The sequence below is a fragment of the Pseudomonas capeferrum genome (assembly GCF_000731675.1).
Taxonomy (GTDB): domain Bacteria; phylum Pseudomonadota; class Gammaproteobacteria; order Pseudomonadales; family Pseudomonadaceae; genus Aquipseudomonas; species Aquipseudomonas capeferrum.
In genome coordinates this window covers 137762-155465 of the sequence record NZ_JMIT01000003.1, presented here as the reverse complement: position 1 = coordinate 155465, position 17704 = coordinate 137762, and the positions used below count along the sequence as shown (strand labels likewise).

Genomic DNA, 17704 nt, shown 5'->3' with positions numbered 1-17704 from the left:
TGCATGGGTGGGGGAGTTGGCTGATTGTCTCGGGCTTTTTTGCGCCTGCACCCGCCGTCTGGTGGGTGCAGGCAACGCCACTTACTTGAGTTTCGCGAACGCTCGCTCAGCCGCATCCAGGGTGATCTGCAGCTCTTTGTCACCGTGGGCGATGGAGGTGAAGCCGGCCTCGAACGCACTCGGCGCCAGGTACACGCCACCTTCGAGCATCAGGTGGAAGAAGCGCTTGAAGCGGTCTGCATCGCTGGCCATCACGTCGTCGAAGGTGACGATGTCGTCGGCGCCACTGAAGTACAGGCCGAACATGGCACCCGCCTGCGTGGTGACGAACGGCACGCCAGCGGCATCGGCGCGTTGCTGCAGGCCGTCGAGCATGCGGCTGGTGAAGTCGGTCAGCTCGGCGTGGAACCCAGGGCGGCTGATCAGCTTCAGCGTGGTCAGGCCGGCGGCCATGGCCAGCGGGTTGCCCGACAGGGTGCCGGCCTGGTAGACCGGGCCGAGCGGGGCGATGCAGCCCATGATCTCGCGCTTGCCGCCGAAGCAGCCGACGGGCATGCCGCCGCCGACGATCTTGCCGAAGGTCGACAGGTCAGGGGTGATGCCATAGTGACCTTGGGCGCCGCCCAGCGAGACGCGGAAGCCGGTCATCACTTCGTCGAAGATCAACACTACACCGTGCTTGTCGCACTGCTCACGCAGGCCTTCGAGGAAGCCTGGCGCGGGCGGTACGCAGTTCATGTTGCCGGCGACCGGCTCGACGATGATGCAGGCCACGGTCTGGCCGACGTCGGCCAGGGTCTTCTCGACCGCGGCAATGTCGTTGAACGGCAGGGTCAGGGTGTGTTTGGCGAAGTCCGCCGGTACGCCCGCCGAGCTTGGCACGCCTTGGGTCAGCAGGCCCGAGCCTGCCTTGACCAGCAGGCTGTCGGAGTGGCCGTGGTAGCAGCCTTCGAACTTGATGATGGCGTCGCGGCCGGTGTAGCCACGGGCCAGGCGGATGGCGCTCATGGTGGCTTCGGTGCCGGAGCTGACCATGCGCACCATCTCCATCGATGGCACGAGCGAGCAGACCAGGTCGGCCATCTCGGTCTCCATGGCCGTCGGTGCGCCATAGGACAGGCCGTGCTGCAGCTGGTTACGCACCGCGTCGAGTACTTCAGGGTGGCCGTGGCCGAGGATCATCGGGCCCCAGGAGCCGACGTAGTCGACGTAGCGCTTGTCATCTTCGTCAACGACATAAGCGCCTTCGGCATGCTTGAAGAACAGGGGCGTGCCGCCAACGCTCTTGAACGCGCGGACCGGCGAGTTGACGCCGCCCGGGATGTGCTTCTGGGCTTGGGCGAACAGGGATTCGGAACGGGACATGGGATCTTCTCTCGAAATCAGGAAGCGAACAGGGCATTGAAGGCACGGGCGCGGCGGGTGACTTCCTGCGCGCTATCGGTACCAAACAAGCCGTGGATCACTGCCAGCAGGTCGGCGCCATGGGCGACCAACGGGGCAGCGTTGTCGAGGGTGACGCCGCCGATCACGGCGATCGGCAGCTTGACCTGGGCGCGGGCCTGCTCCAGCAGGTCGAGGCTGGCGGCCGGCGCGCCCGGCTTGGTCACGGAGTTGAAAAACCGCCCGAAGGCCACGTAGCTGGCGCCTTCGCTGGCGGCCTGCCGGGCCAGGTCGAGCTGGGCGTGGCAGGTCGAGCCGATGATGGCGTTGCGACCGAGCAGGGCGCGGGCCGGGGTGAGTGGGCCGTCGGTCTGGCCCAGGTGTACACCCACGCCCAGGCGGGCGGCCAGTTCGGCATCATCGTTGATGATCAGTTGGGTATCGTAGCGCTCGCACAGGCGCATCAGTGCTTCGGCTTCACGCAGGCGGCGGGCCGCGTCGTCACTCTTGTCGCGGTACTGCAGCAGGCACACGCCGCCCTCCAGCGCCGCTTCGACATGAGACAGGAAACGGCCGGCGAGCAGCTGGCTGTCGGTGATTGCATACAGACCGCGTAGCTTCATCTGAAAGCCTCGTATCAGGAGCAGAAGTCCAGGGGCAGACGGCGTGGTACGAACTGGCCGCGGCCCAGTTGCTCGGCGTCACGCAGGGTCCGCCAGGTGTAGTCCAGGGCGCTGCGTACAGCGCTTTGCAGCTGTTCGCCGAGGGCCAGTCGGCCAGCCAGGGCACTGGCCAGGGTGCAGCCCGAGCCATGATAGCTGCCAGGCAGGCGCTGGCAGGTCCAGGTATGGGGCTGGCCGTCGCGGCTGTACAGGCGGTTGTGGATTTCGTCTTCGTCGCCGTGACCGCCGGTAATCAGCAGGTGTCTACAGAACGGCAACAGTTTCTCGGCACACTCGTCAGCCGTGCCTTCCGGCAGTTCGGCCAGAATGCGCGCTTCCGGCAGGTTGGGCGTGGCGATGGTCGCCAGCGGCAGCAGGCGCTCGCGCACGGCATAGCCGACCTCGTCCTTGCCCAGGCGGCCACCGCCGCCGGCACGCAGCACCGGGTCGCAGACCAACGGCAGGTGCGGGTGGGCAGCCAGCAGTTCGGCGACGGTATCGACCATGTCGATCGAACCCAGCATGCCCAGCTTGACGGCGGCCACCGTGGAGTCGGCCAGCACGGCGTTGGCCTGGGCCAGCACCCACTCGCGGTCGAGTACGCGGAAGTCGGAAACGTTGACGGTATCCTGGACGGTCAGGGCGGTCACCGCAGGTGCGGCGTGACAGCCTTGGGCGATCAGGGCTTCGATATCTGCCTGCAAGCCGGCGCCGCCACTGGGGTCGTGGCCGGAGAGACAGAGGACAACGGGGCGGGAGCTGTAGGTATTCATGGGCGGCGAGCTTACCACCAAACCTATTTGTGGGGATCGTCCTACAAACGGGTTTTGTTGATCGAGTGGTCAGATTTAGTTGTGTGAATCTTCTGAAAGTATTGATTTAGAGCTGTTTTATCGTGATTGCAGGTGGTCGATTGCCAGGTGGGAAAGCTATGCTAGAGTGCTCGGATAACTCGACAAACGGGTTCTGCCGGATTACGTCGTCTCAAACGGATGGGAGGCAACCGCGACGCGACCGGACAGGCCATGCTGGGGCTGTATGCGCTATTTGCTGATTGTGCTTCTGGGCTTGTTGCCTGTGCTGGCCGGGGCGGTCGAATTCGACGATGCCACCCGCCACCTTCCGTTGGGCCAGGCCATGCAGGTCTTCGAGGACCATGATGGCAGCGCCAGCATCGCCGAGGTCAGTGCGCCTGCGTTCGCCAAGCGGTTTCGCGCCCACCACGAGCCGGTGTTGAACGCCGGTTACTCCACATCGGTGTTCTGGCTGAAGATCGACTTGCACTACCTGGCATCGGCCACTGCCTCGCCCCGTGAATGGCTGCTGGAACTGGCCTACCCCCCCCTGGACCACCTTGAGCTGTACCTGCCCGACAGTGCCGGCGCCTACCGCCTGGCCCAGCGCACGGGCGACGCCTTGCCCTACGCCAGCCGGCAGATCCGGCAGAACAACTACCTGTTCGAGTTGCCGCTGCGCCCTGGCCAGGCGCTTACCGTCTACCTGCGCCTGCACAGCCAGGGGTCGGTGCAGGCACCGCTGGCGTTATGGTCCGCCGAAGCCTATATGGAGGACCAGCCGACTCGCCTGTACGTGTTGGGCATGATCTACGGCGTGCTGCTGGTGATGCTGGTGTACAACCTGTTCATCTACCTCAGCGTGCGGGATGTCAGCTACCTCTATTACATCCTCTATATTGCGTCGTTCGGCCTTTACCAGGTCTCGGTGAACGGTGCGGGGGTCGCCTACTTCTGGCCGGACAGCCCCTGGTGGGCGAATGCTTCGACACCGCTGTTCATTGGCGCCGCCGGCTTGTTTGGCTGCCAGTTTGCGCGGCATTTTCTGCAACTGGGCACGATCAGCCGAGGCTTCGACCGGTTGCTGCAACTGTTGATGCTCGGTGGCGCGGTGGTGATGGTGCTGGCCGTGAGCATGCCGTATGGCATCGCCCTGCGCATGGCCACGGTGCTGGCGCTGCTGTTTACGGTCAGCATCTTTACTGCCGGTGTGTATGCCTGGTCGCGCGGCTTGCGGGTAGCGCGCTGGTTCATCATCGCCTGGTCGGCGTTTTTGCTGGGCGGGCTGGTCAACACCTTGATGGTGCTGGGTTACCTGCCGAACCTGTTCATCACCATGTATGCCAGCCAGTTGGGTTCGGCCCTGGAAGTGGCGCTGCTGTCACTGGCGCTGGCCGACCGTATCAACAGCCTGCGCGAGCAGCAGGCGCAAACCTTGCGTGAAACCGGGCGAACGCTGGAGCAACTGAACCTTGAACTGGCCCGGAGCAACCGCATGAAGGACGAGTTCCTGGCCAGCGTGACCCATGAGCTGCGCACACCGATGAATGGTGTGATCGGTTCGCTGGAGCTGATGCACACGCTGCCGATGGACGCCGAGATGGCCCAGTACCATCGCACGGCGGCAGGTTCGGCGCAGGGCATGATGGACATGGTCGACGACATCCTCACCCTTTCCGAATTGCAAGGTGGTCGCCTGCGTGCGCAGCCTGCGCCGTTCAGTTTGCGCAACCTGCTGCAGGGACTGCGTGCCGCGCATGCCGGCCAGGCGCTGGGCAAAGGGTTGTACCTGAGCCTGGACATCCCCGCCGAGCTGCCGGATGCGCTGCTGGGTGATGCGCAAAAACTCAGCCGCTGCCTGGGTTGCCTGCTCGACAACGGCCTGAAGTTCACCCATCAGGGCGGGGTCATGCTGCAAGTGCGCGGTCGACACCTGGGGCCGGACAACCTGGCGCTCACCTTCACGGTCAGCGACAGTGGTATCGGCTTTGATGATCTTGACCAGGCGGCCCTTTATCAGCGTTTTTATCAGCTCGATGGTTCCATGACCCGGCGTTATGGCGGGCTGGGGATTGGCTTGTCGATTTGCCGGCAGATGGGCGAGTTGTTGGGGGCGACGTTGTCGCATGACTCGACACGGGGGTTGGGGAGCCGGTTCGAGCTGACGATGAAAGTCGCGATATCGCAGGTGCAGTTGCCTGCGCACTCGCTGCAGACGCGTCGCTCGTTCTAGGTATATCGATAGCGGGGACGACGCGTTTGGGGCTGACAGTTCAGCGATCGGGGGACTTGTCGATGACCGGCTTGATGGATGGTGATCGGCAGATGCTCTGGGCTTCGCACTACTTCACAGCCATGGCCAAGGCGTTGCTGGATGATGCCGAGTTGGGCTTGATGCGCTGATTTTTGTATCGGTTGTACCGCCCCTTGCGCGGGTGAACCCGCTCCCACAGGAGTTGTGCTTAGCCTGGAAGATGCGCGCTCCGTGTGGGTGTGGGTTTATCCGCAAAGTAGCTGTACGATCAGCTAATCTGGTGGGGATCGACCAGTAAGTAGCTTAGCTATATAGTTGGCGTCTTTGGGCACGTGGGCTTGTGATTTGGTGTTGTGTTTTTTACGTTTCGTCTCTTATTTTATCAGCTTTATTAGGTAATATCCCGCTACCCAGGCAACGCCAAGGGTGTTTAATGAAGATGCAATGAGTATTTTTCTTCTCAAATGTCTGGGGAATTGTAAGTGGTCTTGCTCATCCAGTAGCCCTCTACGAATGCTTGAGGCGGGGGATCCAATGGCGCCAGCGATTACAGAAATAACTAGAATTCTGGAACCTATTTTTTTCTCTCCCCACATGCCGGTCGCAAATGGAAGGCACGCGCTCCGTTGGAGTGCTGAGGTCATTTCTTTATACTGGCGAGAGCAAGCGATGTGAAGGTCAGATACAATCCCGATCAAGGCGAGGCAGATAGGAGTACCTAACAAAAAAAGCCTTAGTTTTACGTCAAGGTGATCAATCATCCCCAAAGACCTCGAAGACTAATTCGCCGAACTCCTCACCCGCTTCCATACCACCGATGCTGCCGGCCAAAGCGCCTCCACCAGTGATCACTATTCCGCATGCTACGGCGTAGGGTCCGAATCTCCAGCAAACCTTCGCAGAGATTCTGCCCGCAAATTTTCCTCCCAACCAGCCACCCGTTAAGCCACCGGAGAAATTACCTGCCTCAGTAACGCTGACTTTTTTACAGGCATTTGTATTGCCCTCTTTGCATACCTCAGAAATTTTCAAAGCAGATCCGCCACCGCCAATAGCAATGCCAATATGTCCTCCGGCCTTTAAATATTTAGCCATCTTGGCAAGCTTGTCCAAATGTGTCGAGTAACCAGGTATGTGTGTCGGTCCTCCCGCTTTACTCCAGTGGTGCACCAAGCTTCTCGACGAGATCCCCAAGTCCCGGCGCAGACTTTCATAGTTTCCGAGATTGAGGCGTTTGTTCAGAACGGTGGCTTTCAAGTTCGTACTCAATTGCGTGAACAGCTTTTGACGCTCCGCAAAAAACTCAGGGTGCCTAAGATGCCCATGTTTGATGAATTGATTTTTATGCAGGTCTTCTATTTTTCGCAATATGTCGCTGAGCTCATCCAGCGACTTGCCAACCATCGCCTCGCTAACCCCCATCGCCAGGCTCACATCGCTGAGCAGCCCGGCAATTTCGGCCTGATGACGCATCATGAATTCGGCTTCCTCCGGCGTCAGATCTGCCAACGCTTCCCGTGCCTGTTTCGCCGCACTCATCGCATGCAGCTCTTCACGGGTGCAGACCGGGCGCCTCTGGCCGTCGCCAATGACAAGCGACTACTTATCGGGTTACTCGTTGGGGCCTGGGGCTGTGCATCATGGACGGTCGTAGGTGCGGGCGCTCTGCGCGGGGCCGGCCCATTGTGTGCACGCGCAACCAGACGATTGCTGCCTAGAGGGCAGCCGCACTGGACCAGTGCGCCATCCACGGCGGTCGGTATCCCGTCCTGCTTCCATCGGCTTTCGCCTTCAACGATGGTCCCCTCGTTACCGCAGAGTGGGCAGGGCGTTGTTTTGTCGCCCACCAGCAGCCAGCCTCTCCCGTGTACACGCCCACGTGCCTGGCCGGCGATACAGAGGGCACCTGTGGTGGTCTGGTCACCGTCGAGCCCCTGGCCTTTGCCAAGGATGTTAATACGCTGGCTCATGGTTCGTTTCTTCCTGAAAGGGTGGAAGCCCGAACCTAGCACTCTGGAAACAGCCCTTTTCACTGGAAGAATGGTTTAGGAAACTTCTTACGCGAAATGCAGATTTGGATGTCGTCCAGTAATCACCGCCGTAGCCAATTGCCATCCCGATTAGTCATTTTTGTCACTTTGACTGACCCCCAGGGAGTGCTTCACTGGTCCTTTCAAGCATGCCCGGCTCCAGGAGCTCCCGATGAACCTGCACCAGTACGCTGAAACCCACGAAGTCACCAACCAGCCGCCGTCGCTTGATGGCGCCAACCTGTACCGCCTTGACCTGCCATTGCAGGAATGGTCGCGGCGCTTTGGCGCCGGCTGGGCCGAGTCGCGGGTCGATGCCTACGGTGCCTTGGCCGGCGGCCCGCTGATGCGCGCGGGCTTCCTGGCCAACGCGCACAAGCCGGAGTTCAGCAGCCACGACCGCTATGGCCATCGTATCGACCTGGTCGAGTTTCACCCGGCCTATCACGAACTGATGCGCACCGCGGTCGAACATGGCCTGCCCTCATTGCCCTGGGCCGAGCCGCGCCCCGGTGCCCATGTGGCGCGGGCTTCGATGACCTACCTGCACACCCAGGCCGAAGCCGGTACCGGCTGCCCGCTGACGATGACGTTTGCCGCGGTGCCGGCGCTCAGGCTGCAGCCTGAGCTGGCCGAGTACTGGCTGCCCAAAGTCCTGGCGCGTGAATACGACCCGCGCAATGTCGGGGACCGGCACAAGGCGGGGGTCACCCTTGGCATGGCCATGACCGAGAAACAGGGCGGCACCGATGTGCGGGCCAACACCACGCGCGCTTATCCTGTGGGTGCGCCTGGGCCGGGCCAGGCCTATGAACTGGTCGGCCACAAGTGGTTTTGCTCGGCGCCCATGTGCGACGCCTTCCTGACCCTGGCCCAGACCGAAAAAGGCCTGAGCTGCTTCCTGTTGCCACGCCATCGCCCGGATGACAACCGCAACCAGTTCTATATCCAGCGGTTGAAAAACAAGCTGGGCAACAGCTCCAATGCCTCCAGCGAAGTGGAGTTTCGTGGCGCCCTGGCGTGGATGGTCGGCGAAGAAGGGCGCGGGGTACCGACCATCATCGAAATGGTCGCCATGACCCGTTTCGACTGCATGGTCGGCTCCAGTGCCTTGATGCGCCAGGCCTTGACCCAGGCGGCCCATCATTGCGCGTATCGCAAGGTCGGCGGCCGGGTGCTGAACGAGCAGCCGCTGATGCAGAACGTGCTGGCCGACCTGGCGCTGGAAAGCGAGGCGGCGCTGGCCCTGAGCCTGCGCATGGGGCAGGCACTGGAACAGCTCGATGACCCGCAGCAGGCGCATTTTGCCCGGCTGGTCACGGCGGTGGGCAAGTACTGGATCTGCAAGCGTGCGCCGGCCATGATCAATGAAGCCGCCGAATGCCTGGGCGGCGCCGGGTATGTCGAAGACAGCATCCTGCCACGGCTGTACCGTGAGGCGCCGGTCAATTCGACCTGGGAAGGCTCGGGCAATGTGCAGTGCCTGGATGTACTGCGGGCCTTGTCCAAGGAACCCGGGGTGCTCGATGCGCTGTTCGCAGAACTGGGGGACGGCCATGGCGACCCTCGGCTTGCCGCGCACATCGGCAACCTCAAGGGGGCGTTCGCCGACACCGCCGACATCCAGTATCGCGCCCGTCAGTTGACCGAGGACATTGCCCTGGCACTGCAGGCCAAACTGCTGCTGGAAGCGGGCAATCCGGTGGTCAGCGATGCCTTCATCGGTAGCCGCCTGGCCGGTGGCGGCCGGGCCTATGGGGCGTTGCCGCGGGGTGTGGATGTGCACGCGCTGGTGGCCAGGGCTACGCCAGCCTGGCAACACTGATCAATGGGGGTGTATTTACCCTCGAAGGCAGGCAAGATGGTCCACATGCATGTCCAGACAGGAAGCACAGTGTGAGCCACGCTTTTGTAGTCGTTGATACCCCAGAACAGGCCGTCGACCGTCTGGCGGCCCTGCATGCTCAGGCCACCGGTGCCCTCAGCCAGGCCCTCAAGCAATACCTCAAGGACCGAACCGAACCAGACGCCGAGGAACGCGGGCTGTTCCGTTACCCGGCGCTGCGCCTGACCTACTACAGCCAAGGTGAAGTCGCGGCCACCACGCGTGCTTACGCCAAGGTGCAGGTAGCCGGTACCTATAGCGTCACCGTCACCCAGCCGGCCGCCTTCCGCGGCTATTTGCTGGAGCAGTTGCGCCCCCTCATGCACGACTACACCGTGACGGTTGAAGTCGGCGTCAGCGAGCAGAACATCCCTTACCCCTACGTGGTCGACCAGGGCGACGAACTGGCCGGCAGCGGTATCACCGCGGCGCAGCTGGCGCGGGTGTTCCCCAGCACCGACCTGTCGGCAGCCACCGACAATATCGCCGATGGCCTGTACGACTGGGACAGCACCGAAACCCTGCCGTTGGCCTTGTTCGATGCCGCGCGCGTGGACTTCTCGCTGCGCCGGCTGGTGCATTACACCGGCAGCGACTGGCGCCACGTGCAGCCGTGGATCTTGCTGACCAACTACCACCGTTATGTCGACCAGTTCATCAGCCATGGCCTGGAGCAGTTGCGTGAAGACCCGCGCTTCGTGCGCATGGTGTTGCCGGGCAATGTGGTGATCGAAAAGGGCATGGACCATGGCGAGACCCAGGCCCTGGTGGCCAGCGTGGTCTGGCACCGTTACCAGATGCCGGCCTATCACCTGATTGCGGGCGACGGCGACGGGGTCACCCTGGTCAACATCGGCGTCGGCCCTTCCAATGCCAAGAACATCACCGACCACCTGGCCGTGCTGCGCCCGCACTGCTGGCTGATGATCGGCCACTGCGGCGGCCTGCGCCAGTCGCAGACCATCGGTGACTATGTGCTAGCGCACGCCTATATGCGGCGCGACGGTATCCTCGACCGCGTGGTGCCGCCGAACATTCCCATCCCGGCCCTGGCCGAGGTGCAACTGGCCTTGCAGGAGGCGGCTGCACAGGTGACCGGTGAGCGTGGCGAAGAGCTGAAGAAACGCCTGCGCACCGGCACCGTGCTGACCTACGACGACCGTAACTGGGAACTGCGCTGGGCCCAGGAGCGGCCATTGATCAACCTGTCACGTGCGGTGGCCGTGGACATGGAGAGTGGCACCATTGCCGCCCAGGGCTACCGGCTGCGTGTGCCGTACGGCACCTTGCTGTGTGTGTCCGACAAACCTCTGCACAGTGAGATCAAGCTGCCGGGGTCGGCCAACGCGTTTTACAACCGCGCGGTCAGCCAGCACTTGAAGATCGGCATCGCCGCACTGGATCTGCTGCGTACCGAGCTCAATTCGCTGCACTCGCGTAAACTGCGTAGCTTCGATGAGCCGCCGTTCCGCTGAGGATCCATGCCCCTGCCACCCCGTTCCAAGCCGCGCCGCCCCCAGGCGCGGCCTGCCGACCAGCGTCGCCAGCCCAAGGCGCCGCCGGCCGAGCCACGCCTGATCCTGTTCAACAAGCCGTTCGACGTGCTGACCCAGTTCAGTGATGGCGAAGGGCGCGCGACCCTCAAGGACTTCATCGACATCCCCGGAGTGTACCCGGCCGGGCGGCTGGACCGTGACAGCGAAGGCTTGCTGCTGCTGACCAACGATGGTGGCCTGCAGGCGCGCATCGCCGACCCCAAGCACAAACTGGCCAAGACCTATTGGGTGCAGGTGGAAGGCGAGGCGAGCGACGAGCAACTGCAACGCCTGCGCGAAGGCGTTGAACTCAATGATGGGCCGACCTTGCCGGCTGAAGCACGGCGCCTGGATGAGCCCGAGCTGTGGCCACGCAACCCGCCGGTGCGCTTTCGCAAGAGCGTGCCGACCAGTTGGTTGGAGCTGGTGATTCGCGAGGGGCGTAACCGCCAGGTGCGGCGGATGACGGCGGCGGTAGGGTTACCGACATTGCGCCTGGTGCGGGTGCGCATTGGTGACTGGGCGCTGGATGGGCTGGAGCAGGGGTGCTGGCGGGAAGTTGCAGCGAAGCTGTCGAGGTAGGTGCAGGGGGCCGCTTTGCGGCCCATTCGCTACGCAAGGTAAAGCGTCGCGCGCCTACACGCCTTCCAGGAATGCCACCACCACGCTCTTGATGATGAAGGCCAGCACCCCCAGACCCAGCACGAAGAACAGGATCATCGTGCCAAACCGCCCGGCCTTGGACTTTTTCGCCAGGTCCCAGACGATGAAACCCATGAAACCGATCAGCACGGTGACCAGGATTATCATCATCCATTCTTCGAATACGGCGGGATCCATCTGTGTTCTCCAGGCAGTCTGAACGCTCGATCATACGCCGGGCGCCCGGGTATTCAACGCAGGTGCGTCAAGGGCAGTTCGGTACTGGCCAGCACCTGGTTGAGCACGAAGCTCGAACGCACGCTGGTGACGCCTTCGATGCGGGTCAGGCTGCCTAGTAGCAATTTCTGGTAATGGTCCATGTCTGGCACCACCACTTTGAGCTGGTAGTCGGCGTCCATACCGGTGACCAGGCTGCATTCGAGCACCTGCGGCAAGTTGCGGATGGCGGCCTCGAAGGTTTCGAAGCGCTCCGGGGTGTGGCGGTCCATGCCGATCAGCACATAGGCGGTCAGGCTCAGGCCGAGCTTCTTGCGGTCGAGCAGGGCAACCTGACGCGAAATGTAGCCGTCGTCCTCCAGCTGCTTGACCCGACGCGAGCACGGCGAAGGTGACAAGCCGATGCGTTCGGCCAGCTCCTGGTTGGAAATGCGCGCATCGCGCTGCAATTCGGCAAGGATGCTCAGGTCGTAGCGGTCAAGTTTGCTCATGGAATATGCCTTTTCTGTTCCGATTGCGGTGAATTATCAATCCGCGATGAAAAATTGCGCAAGTGCTATTTATCTGAGCAATCTTCGCAATCCTCTGTCACCTTCGGTTCGGTATCTTTATCAACAGAATCACTGCCCGGACAACAGTCCACGGCGACGCGCCCTAGGCGGGCGGTCGCGGCCAGCCATCCAACAGGATCCGCCAGGCCCCCGGGCTACACACCGTCCAGAAGACGGCGTGAGGTGAGCCGGCGCCACAAGTGCCGAGCACGGACGACAATTCCCAAAGGGAGGCCCCACGGCCTCCCTTTTTTCATGTCCGCGATTTTAACTTGCCGCTGTGGCCGGCGCGGTAGACTGGCAGCGGCTGCAGTCATTTTTTACCGAGAGGAACACCATGAAGTCGCGCATCTGGCAGTTGGCAGGTGTTGGTTTGGTTGCGTTGAGCATCAGTCTGGGCGCCTTGGCCCAAGGCCCGGATGAGGCGCACGGTGGGCATGGCGGCGACCCCAATGGCGCCCCTGCGGGCCGCTCCCCGCTCAACTCGCGCGACGAAGTGCGCCAGACGCAGCCGCCGCGCGAGAGCTATTACCAGGACATCCCTCGGCGCAATGGCGATAACCGTCACTGGCAGGCCGGTGGGCCTGGGCAGCGGCCGGGCGGTGACTGGCAGGGGCGCCCGGACGGGCATGGCAATGGCTGGGGGCCGGGGCCGCAGTATCGGCCAGGGCAAAGCATCGACCGCTTCCCTGACCGCTACTGGAAGGTGCCCTACCGCGGGCAGGACTACTTCTACTCGGGCGGCTACTGGTACCGGCCGCATGGCGGCAGTTACATCGTCGTGGCGCCGCCCTATGGGGTAAGGGTGGAATACTTGCCGTCGTATGCCCGCGAGGTATGGTTGGGCGGGGCGTTGTTCTTCCTGGTTGCCGATACCTATTACCAGTACCTGGCGGACAGCCGCGAGTACGTGGTGGTCAACCCGCCGGGGGTGGCGCCGGCGCCTGTGCCGGCTGGCAACGGTTACGACGTGGTGGCCTATCCGATGAATGGCCAGGGGCAGGAGCAGCAGGAGCAGGACCGCTACCAATGCCATCGTTGGGCGGTGAGCCAGTCTGGGTTTGATCCGGCCACGGCGGTTTATGCGCCACCGGGCAATGTCACAGACACCTACCGGCGTGCGCTGGGGGCCTGTTTCAGTGGGCGTGGTTACAGCATCAACTGAAGCTGACGCGCCTACACCGGGTCCGCGTGCACCATCACATCCGCCTGTGGATAACGCTGGCGGATCACCTTCGATGCCTCCACGCACAAGCCGTGCGCCTCATGCAGCGCCAGCTCCCCAGGCAACTCCAGGTGCAACTGGACGAACCACTGGTTGCCCGATACCCGCGTGCGCAGGTCATGCACCCCTTTCACCCCGGGGATGGCCAGCACCAGGGCGGCCATCTGCTCGCCCACCTCGCCGGGCAGCGCCTTGTCCATCAGGATGGCGGTGCTTTCCCGCGCGATTTGCAGGGCGCTCCAGAGAATGTAGAAGGCAATGCCCAGCCCGAACAGGGCGTCCAGTTGCGACCAGCCGAACTGCGTCAGCAACAGGGCAAGCAAGATGCTGCCATTGAGCAGCAGGTCGGAGCGGTAGTGCAGTGAGTCGGCGCGCACCGCCGTAGAGCCGGTCAGGCGAATGACCTTGTGCTGCAACGCCAGCAGGGCAATGGTCAGCACCAGCGAAAGCAGCATCACCGCGATGCCGACCGTGGTGTCGCCCAACGGTTGTGGCGTTTGCAGGCGTTCGACCGCCTGCACCCCGATCAACACCGCGCTGACCCCGATAAACAGCGCCTGCGCCATGCCGGCCAGGGCCTCGGCCTTGCCGTGGCCGAACCGGTGGTCGTCATCGGCCGGGCGCAAGGCGTAATGCACGGCGAGCAGATTGAGAAACGAGGCCACGGCGTCCAGTGCCGAATCGGTCAGCCCGGCCAGCAAGCTGACCGAGCCGCTCAGCCACCAGGCCAGTGCCTTGCTCAGCACCAGGATGCTGGCCACCGCCAGTGAGGCGCGGGTGGCCAGGCGCAGCAGGCGCTGGTGTTCAGCCGGGGTGATCATGCTGTGGGCGATGTCCTTGTGTGGTTCAGGCAGCCGGTACCCGCTGGTAGGCCGCCAGTTGCTCGACGCTGCCACGCTGCTGGATCAGGCGCGGGTCGTTCAGCGGCAGGCGCTGGCCCAGCTCGCTTTCGAGGATGGCCTGCAGCTTGAGGTTGTCGACCTTGCCATCGGGGCTTAGCGCTTCGCGCAGTTTTTCCGGGGCGACCTGGGCGGTGCGCCCGCCGGGGTAGTAGATGGCGCCGGTGGCGAAGTCGATGCCGAAGGCGATCAGCCCGGGGATCACGTAGAACAGGATGCCGATGGCGTCCATGGCGGCTACCACGGGGTCGATCTTGCCGTCGATCTGCCCGCGACGGTCTGGGTAGAACAGCGTGCCGCAGGCCGTCAGCTGGGTCAGCAAGGTGACGATGAGGGCGCCGCCGATGACACGGGATGGGATACGCATGTAAATCTCCGAAAAGGTATTCAGCAGGGGCAAGCGAAGCGCCAGCACCTGAAGCTAAGACCATGATAGAGCAGGCTGGGTTCGCCGTTATACTCGCCCGACTGTTCGAGGACCACCATGATTTCATTACCGATCGATACCGTGTTGCCCGCCTTGCGCCAGGCATTGGAAAACCGCGACGAAGCCGTGCTCGAAGCGCCGCCCGGCGCCGGCAAGACCACCCGCGTGCCGCTGGCGTTGCTGGACGCGCCATGGCTGGCCGGGCAGACCATCGTGATGCTCGAACCGCGCCGCCTGGCGGCCCGCGCGGCCGCCGAAAGGCTGGCCAGCGAGCTGGGGGAAAAGGTCGGGGAAACCGTCGGCTACCGCATCCGCCTGGACAGCAAGGTCGGGCCCCAGACCCGTATCGAAGTGGTCACCGAGGGTATCCTCACCCGCCGGCTGCAGGCCGACCCAGGGCTGGAGGGCGTGGGGTTGCTGATCTTCGATGAATTTCACGAACGCAGCCTGGACGCCGACCTGGCGCTGGCGCTGAGCCTCAATGGCCGCGAGTTGCTGCGTGACGAGCCGCTGAAGATCTTGCTGATGTCGGCGACCCTGGAAGGCGAGCGCCTGTCGCGGCTACTCGACGACGCGCCGGTGGTCAGCAGTGAAGGGCGTATGCACCCGGTGGATATCCGCTGGGGGCGGCCCTACCAGCCTGGTGAATTCGTCGAGCCACGGGTCGTCGAGTGTGTCCTGCAGGCCCTGGCGGAGCAGCCAGGCAGCGTACTGGTGTTTCTGCCTGGCCAGGCGGAGATTCGCCGGGTGCATCAGCACCTTCAGGAAGCATTGGCTGACCGCCCGGGTATCCTGCTGTGCCCGCTGCATGGCGAACTCGACCTGAACGCGCAGCGCGCGGCCATCGACCCCGCGCCCAGCGGTATGCGCAAGGTGGTGCTGGCCACCAACATCGCGGAAACCAGCCTGACCATCGACGGCGTGCGCGTGGTGGTGGACGCAGGCCTGGCGCGAGTGCCGCGCTTCGACCCCGGCAGCGGCATGACGCGGCTCGATACCCAGCGCATCTCCCGCGCCAGTGCCACCCAACGCGCCGGCCGTGCCGGGCGCCTGGAACCGGGGGTGTGCTTCCGGCTGTGGTCCGAGGCCCAGCATGACCAGCTGGCCGCCCATGGCAGCGCAGAAATACTCCAGGCCGACCTTGCGGGGCTGGCCTTGCAACTGGCCCGCTGGGGCGTCACCCCCGATCAGTTGCGCTGGCTGGACCAGCCGCCAGCGGCGGCGTTCTCCCAGGCCCAGGACCTGCTGGCACGGCTCAACGCGTTCAAAGCCGGCAGCCGCGACAACTTGAGCGAGCACGGCCAGGCGATGGCCGAATTGCCGGCCCATCCGCGCATCGCTCACTTGCTGCTGCGCGGCCAGGACCTGGGGCTGGCCACCATGGCCTGTGATGTTGCGGCCTTGCTGGGCGAGCGTGATATCCAGCGTGGCGGCGGTGCCGACTTGCACAGCCGGCTGGCGCTGGTCAGTGGTGAAAGCAAAGCATCCCGAGGCGGGCAGGGCGGTGTGCAGCGTGCGCGGCAGCTGGCCCGCCAGTACCGTGGGCTGCTGCGCGGCAAGGTGGGTGCGGGCGTCGCCGACCCCGACCATCCACGCTGGTTGGGCGCGTTGCTGGCGCTGGCCTACCCCGACCGGGTCGCCCAGCAGCGACGCGAAGGCGGCGCCGAGTACCGCCTGGCCAATGGCCGCGCGGCATTGTTCGCCGAGGTCGATGCCTTGATGAAGTGCCCGTGGCTGGTGATTGCCGACCTGGGCAGCCGTCAGGGCCAGCGTGAGGAACGCATCTACCTGGCCGCCGAGTTCGACCCGGCGCTGCTCGACGGTGTGCTGGCCGAGCAGGTCGAGCGTGTCGACCTGCTCGACTGGGACGAGCGCGAACAGGTGCTGCGTGCCGAACGCCAGATCAAGGTCGGCGAGCTGGTGCTCAGCCGCGAACCGTTGCCTGGCCTGGACGATGAAGCCCGCGCCAAGGCGCTGCTCGGCCTGGTACGGCGCAAAGGCCTGAACCTGCTGACCTGGACGCCAGAGTTGCGCCAGTGGCAGGCGCGGGTGGCCTTGCTGCGCCAGCTGGACCTGGAGAAGAACGGGCAGAGCGAGTGGCCTGATCTGGGCGACGAAGCGCTGCTGGCCAGCCTGGAAGATTGGCTGCAACCCTACCTGGGCAAGGTCTCGCGCTTGAGCCATTTTGCCGCGCTGGACCTGTCGTCGATCCTGCGCAACCTGCTGCCATGGCCGTTACCGCAGCGTCTGGATGAGTGGGCGCCGGCGCATCTGGCCGTGCCGTCTGGCTCGAACATCCGCTTGGACTACAGTGAATACCCGCCCATTCTCGCCGTGCGTTTGCAGGAGCTGTTCGGCCTGGCAGACACCCCACGTATTGCCCAGGGGCGTCAGCAGGTCAAGCTGCACCTGCTGTCACCGGCACGCCGGCCGGTGCAGGTGACCCAGGACCTGGCCAACTTCTGGCGCACGACCTATGCCGAGGTGAAGAAGGACCTCAAGGGCCGCTACCCCAAGCACTACTGGCCGGATGACCCGCTGGTTGCTGAAGCCACGGCGCGGGCCAAGCCTCGGGGTACCTGATGGGTTTCAGGCGGAATTACTCGGTGCCTGCACAGGGCGTCCGTTGCAAACCCGCGTGAGGAGGAAGATGGTTTCTTTGCCCTCCAAGACTCGCAGGTAAGAAAAGAAAGGATCGGCCACGGTCTGGTCGTGGTCGAGCCGCACCGTATGCCCTTGATGATCACGCCAACGGCATATCAAGCTGTCGTCGCTCCAGTACAGGGGTTCGAACTTGAAGGGGGCGGACACGCTGGCGTACTGGTATAGCCCAAGGTAGCCGTTGCGGCTGACCCCCATCTTCTTCTCGTGGTCCGCTCCGCTGCCGGTGATCATGAAATGCAGGCGATCGGGTTCTTTCGAGTGAAACAGAAAACGAAACACGCTGGCAGGCTTCTGATGGCCTGCAATCAGCCAATCACTTTGGCCGCTGATCACCTGCTGATTAGCGTCTTTGAACAGGCTGAGGTAGACGGATTTGGGCTTCTCGCGCGGAAGGCTTTCGAGAGTGGTTGCCGGATCGAGGGCCTGCAGAGTGCCGAGGAATATCTCGGCACTTTCTGCCCAATGGCTATCGCTTGCTGCCCAACGGCAATCGGCTGTGGAAGTGATCATGGCGGC

The 17704-nt window shown here is 63.5% G+C and carries 14 protein-coding genes and 2 pseudogenes; 7 read left to right on the top strand and 9 right to left on the bottom strand.

All coding sequences use genetic code 11. The features are described from left to right. Positions 1–81: 81 nt before the first annotated feature. Genes hemL through PC358_RS18355 form a run of 3 tightly spaced genes read right to left on the bottom strand, consistent with a single transcriptional unit; the run spans position 82 to position 2818 of the window. Positions 82–1365, bottom strand: a complete 1284-nt coding sequence (gene hemL / locus PC358_RS18365; protein WP_033701699.1) for a glutamate-1-semialdehyde 2,1-aminomutase — start codon at positions 1363–1365, stop codon at positions 82–84. 17 nt (positions 1366–1382) lie between these two features. Beyond that, entirely contained in the window at positions 1383–2006 is a 624-nt protein-coding gene (thiE, locus tag PC358_RS18360) for a thiamine phosphate synthase (RefSeq protein ID WP_033701698.1), read from the bottom strand. 14 nt (positions 2007–2020) lie between these two features. Continuing rightward, positions 2021–2818, bottom strand: coding sequence for a hydroxymethylpyrimidine/phosphomethylpyrimidine kinase (locus PC358_RS18355; protein ID WP_033701697.1), 798 nt, complete (start codon positions 2816–2818; stop codon positions 2021–2023). Between the two features lie 265 nt (positions 2819–3083). Here PC358_RS18355 and PC358_RS18350 point away from each other — a divergent pair, with 265 nt between their 5' ends. Together PC358_RS18350 and PC358_RS27805 are read left to right on the top strand one after the other, a co-directional pair. Further along, positions 3084–5072, top strand: a complete 1989-nt coding sequence (locus PC358_RS18350) for a sensor histidine kinase (protein ID WP_033701696.1) — start codon at positions 3084–3086, stop codon at positions 5070–5072. A gap of 53 nt (positions 5073–5125) precedes the next feature. Next, positions 5126–5242: pseudogene (locus PC358_RS27805) on the top strand (DUF3077 domain-containing protein); the annotation flags it as partial. 604 nt (positions 5243–5846) lie between these two features. Here PC358_RS27805 and PC358_RS18345 read toward each other — a convergent pair. Next, positions 5847–7063 (bottom strand): annotated as a pseudogene (locus PC358_RS18345) (PAAR domain-containing protein). Positions 7064–7295: 232 nt separating this feature from the next. Here PC358_RS18345 and PC358_RS18340 point away from each other — a divergent pair. From PC358_RS18340 to PC358_RS18330, 3 genes are all read left to right on the top strand, one after another. After that, entirely contained in the window at positions 7296–8948 is a 1653-nt protein-coding gene (locus PC358_RS18340; RefSeq protein WP_033701694.1) for an acyl-CoA dehydrogenase family protein, read from the top strand. A 71-nt stretch (positions 8949–9019) separates the two neighbouring features. Then, positions 9020–10483, top strand: coding sequence for an AMP nucleosidase (gene amn, locus PC358_RS18335; protein ID WP_033701693.1), 1464 nt, complete (start codon positions 9020–9022; stop codon positions 10481–10483). Between the two features lie 6 nt (positions 10484–10489). Continuing rightward, positions 10490–11125, top strand: a complete 636-nt coding sequence (locus PC358_RS18330) for a pseudouridine synthase (protein WP_033701692.1) — start codon at positions 10490–10492, stop codon at positions 11123–11125. Positions 11126–11179: 54 nt separating this feature from the next. On the opposite strand, the gene PC358_RS18325 is transcribed toward PC358_RS18330, so the two are convergent. Then, on the bottom strand, positions 11180–11383 hold the full coding sequence (locus PC358_RS18325; RefSeq protein ID WP_033701689.1) for a DUF2788 domain-containing protein: 204 nt from the start codon (positions 11381–11383) through the stop codon (positions 11180–11182). A 53-nt stretch (positions 11384–11436) separates the two neighbouring features. Then, positions 11437–11913 (bottom strand): Lrp/AsnC family transcriptional regulator, encoded by a 477-nt coding sequence (locus PC358_RS18320; RefSeq protein WP_003249795.1) that lies wholly within the window; start codon positions 11911–11913, stop codon positions 11437–11439. 397 nt (positions 11914–12310) lie between these two features. On the opposite strand from PC358_RS18320, the gene PC358_RS18315 reads away from it, so the two are divergent. Continuing rightward, a complete protein-coding gene (locus PC358_RS18315) occupies positions 12311–13138 on the top strand; it encodes a DUF6515 family protein (protein ID WP_033701687.1) in 828 nt (275 codons plus the stop codon). 11 nt (positions 13139–13149) lie between these two features. On the opposite strand, the gene PC358_RS18310 is transcribed toward PC358_RS18315, so the two are convergent. Together PC358_RS18310 and PC358_RS18305 are read right to left on the bottom strand one after the other, a co-directional pair. Beyond that, on the bottom strand, positions 13150–14019 hold the full coding sequence (locus PC358_RS18310) for a cation diffusion facilitator family transporter (RefSeq protein ID WP_033701686.1): 870 nt from the start codon (positions 14017–14019) through the stop codon (positions 13150–13152). 25 nt (positions 14020–14044) lie between these two features. Next, positions 14045–14464, bottom strand: coding sequence for a hypothetical protein (locus PC358_RS18305; RefSeq protein ID WP_033702577.1), 420 nt, complete (start codon positions 14462–14464; stop codon positions 14045–14047). Positions 14465–14581: 117 nt separating this feature from the next. Here PC358_RS18305 and hrpB point away from each other — a divergent pair, with 117 nt between their 5' ends. Beyond that, entirely contained in the window at positions 14582–17107 is a 2526-nt protein-coding gene (gene hrpB / locus PC358_RS18300; protein ID WP_033701685.1) for an ATP-dependent helicase HrpB, read from the top strand. A gap of 6 nt (positions 17108–17113) precedes the next feature. Here hrpB and PC358_RS18295 read toward each other — a convergent pair whose 3' ends face one another. Further along, on the bottom strand, positions 17114–17698 hold the full coding sequence (locus PC358_RS18295; protein ID WP_050506141.1) for a hypothetical protein: 585 nt from the start codon (positions 17696–17698) through the stop codon (positions 17114–17116). Positions 17699–17704 lie beyond the last annotated feature (6 nt).

Bases quoted from the DNA above. Each gene is read 5' to 3' on its own strand.
- hemL (WP_033701699.1), bottom strand. From the start codon at position 1,365: ATGTCCCGTTCCGAATCCCTGTTCGCCCAAGCCCAGAAGCACATCCCG.
- thiE (WP_033701698.1), bottom strand. From the start codon at position 2,006: ATGAAGCTACGCGGTCTGTATGCAATCACCGACAGCCAGCTGCTCGCC.
- PC358_RS18355 (WP_033701697.1), bottom strand. From the start codon at position 2,818: ATGAATACCTACAGCTCCCGCCCCGTTGTCCTCTGTCTCTCCGGCCAC.
- PC358_RS18350 (WP_033701696.1), top strand. From the start codon at position 3,084: ATGCGCTATTTGCTGATTGTGCTTCTGGGCTTGTTGCCTGTGCTGGCC.
- PC358_RS18340 (WP_033701694.1), top strand. From the start codon at position 7,296: ATGAACCTGCACCAGTACGCTGAAACCCACGAAGTCACCAACCAGCCG.
- PC358_RS18330 (WP_033701692.1), top strand. From the start codon at position 10,490: ATGCCCCTGCCACCCCGTTCCAAGCCGCGCCGCCCCCAGGCGCGGCCT.
- PC358_RS18325 (WP_033701689.1), bottom strand. From the start codon at position 11,383: ATGGATCCCGCCGTATTCGAAGAATGGATGATGATAATCCTGGTCACC.
- PC358_RS18320 (WP_003249795.1), bottom strand. From the start codon at position 11,913: ATGAGCAAACTTGACCGCTACGACCTGAGCATCCTTGCCGAATTGCAG.
- PC358_RS18315 (WP_033701687.1), top strand. From the start codon at position 12,311: ATGAAGTCGCGCATCTGGCAGTTGGCAGGTGTTGGTTTGGTTGCGTTG.
- PC358_RS18310 (WP_033701686.1), bottom strand. From the start codon at position 14,019: ATGATCACCCCGGCTGAACACCAGCGCCTGCTGCGCCTGGCCACCCGC.
- PC358_RS18305 (WP_033702577.1), bottom strand. From the start codon at position 14,464: ATGCGTATCCCATCCCGTGTCATCGGCGGCGCCCTCATCGTCACCTTG.
- hrpB (WP_033701685.1), top strand. From the start codon at position 14,582: ATGATTTCATTACCGATCGATACCGTGTTGCCCGCCTTGCGCCAGGCA.
- PC358_RS18295 (WP_050506141.1), bottom strand. From the start codon at position 17,698: ATGATCACTTCCACAGCCGATTGCCGTTGGGCAGCAAGCGATAGCCAT.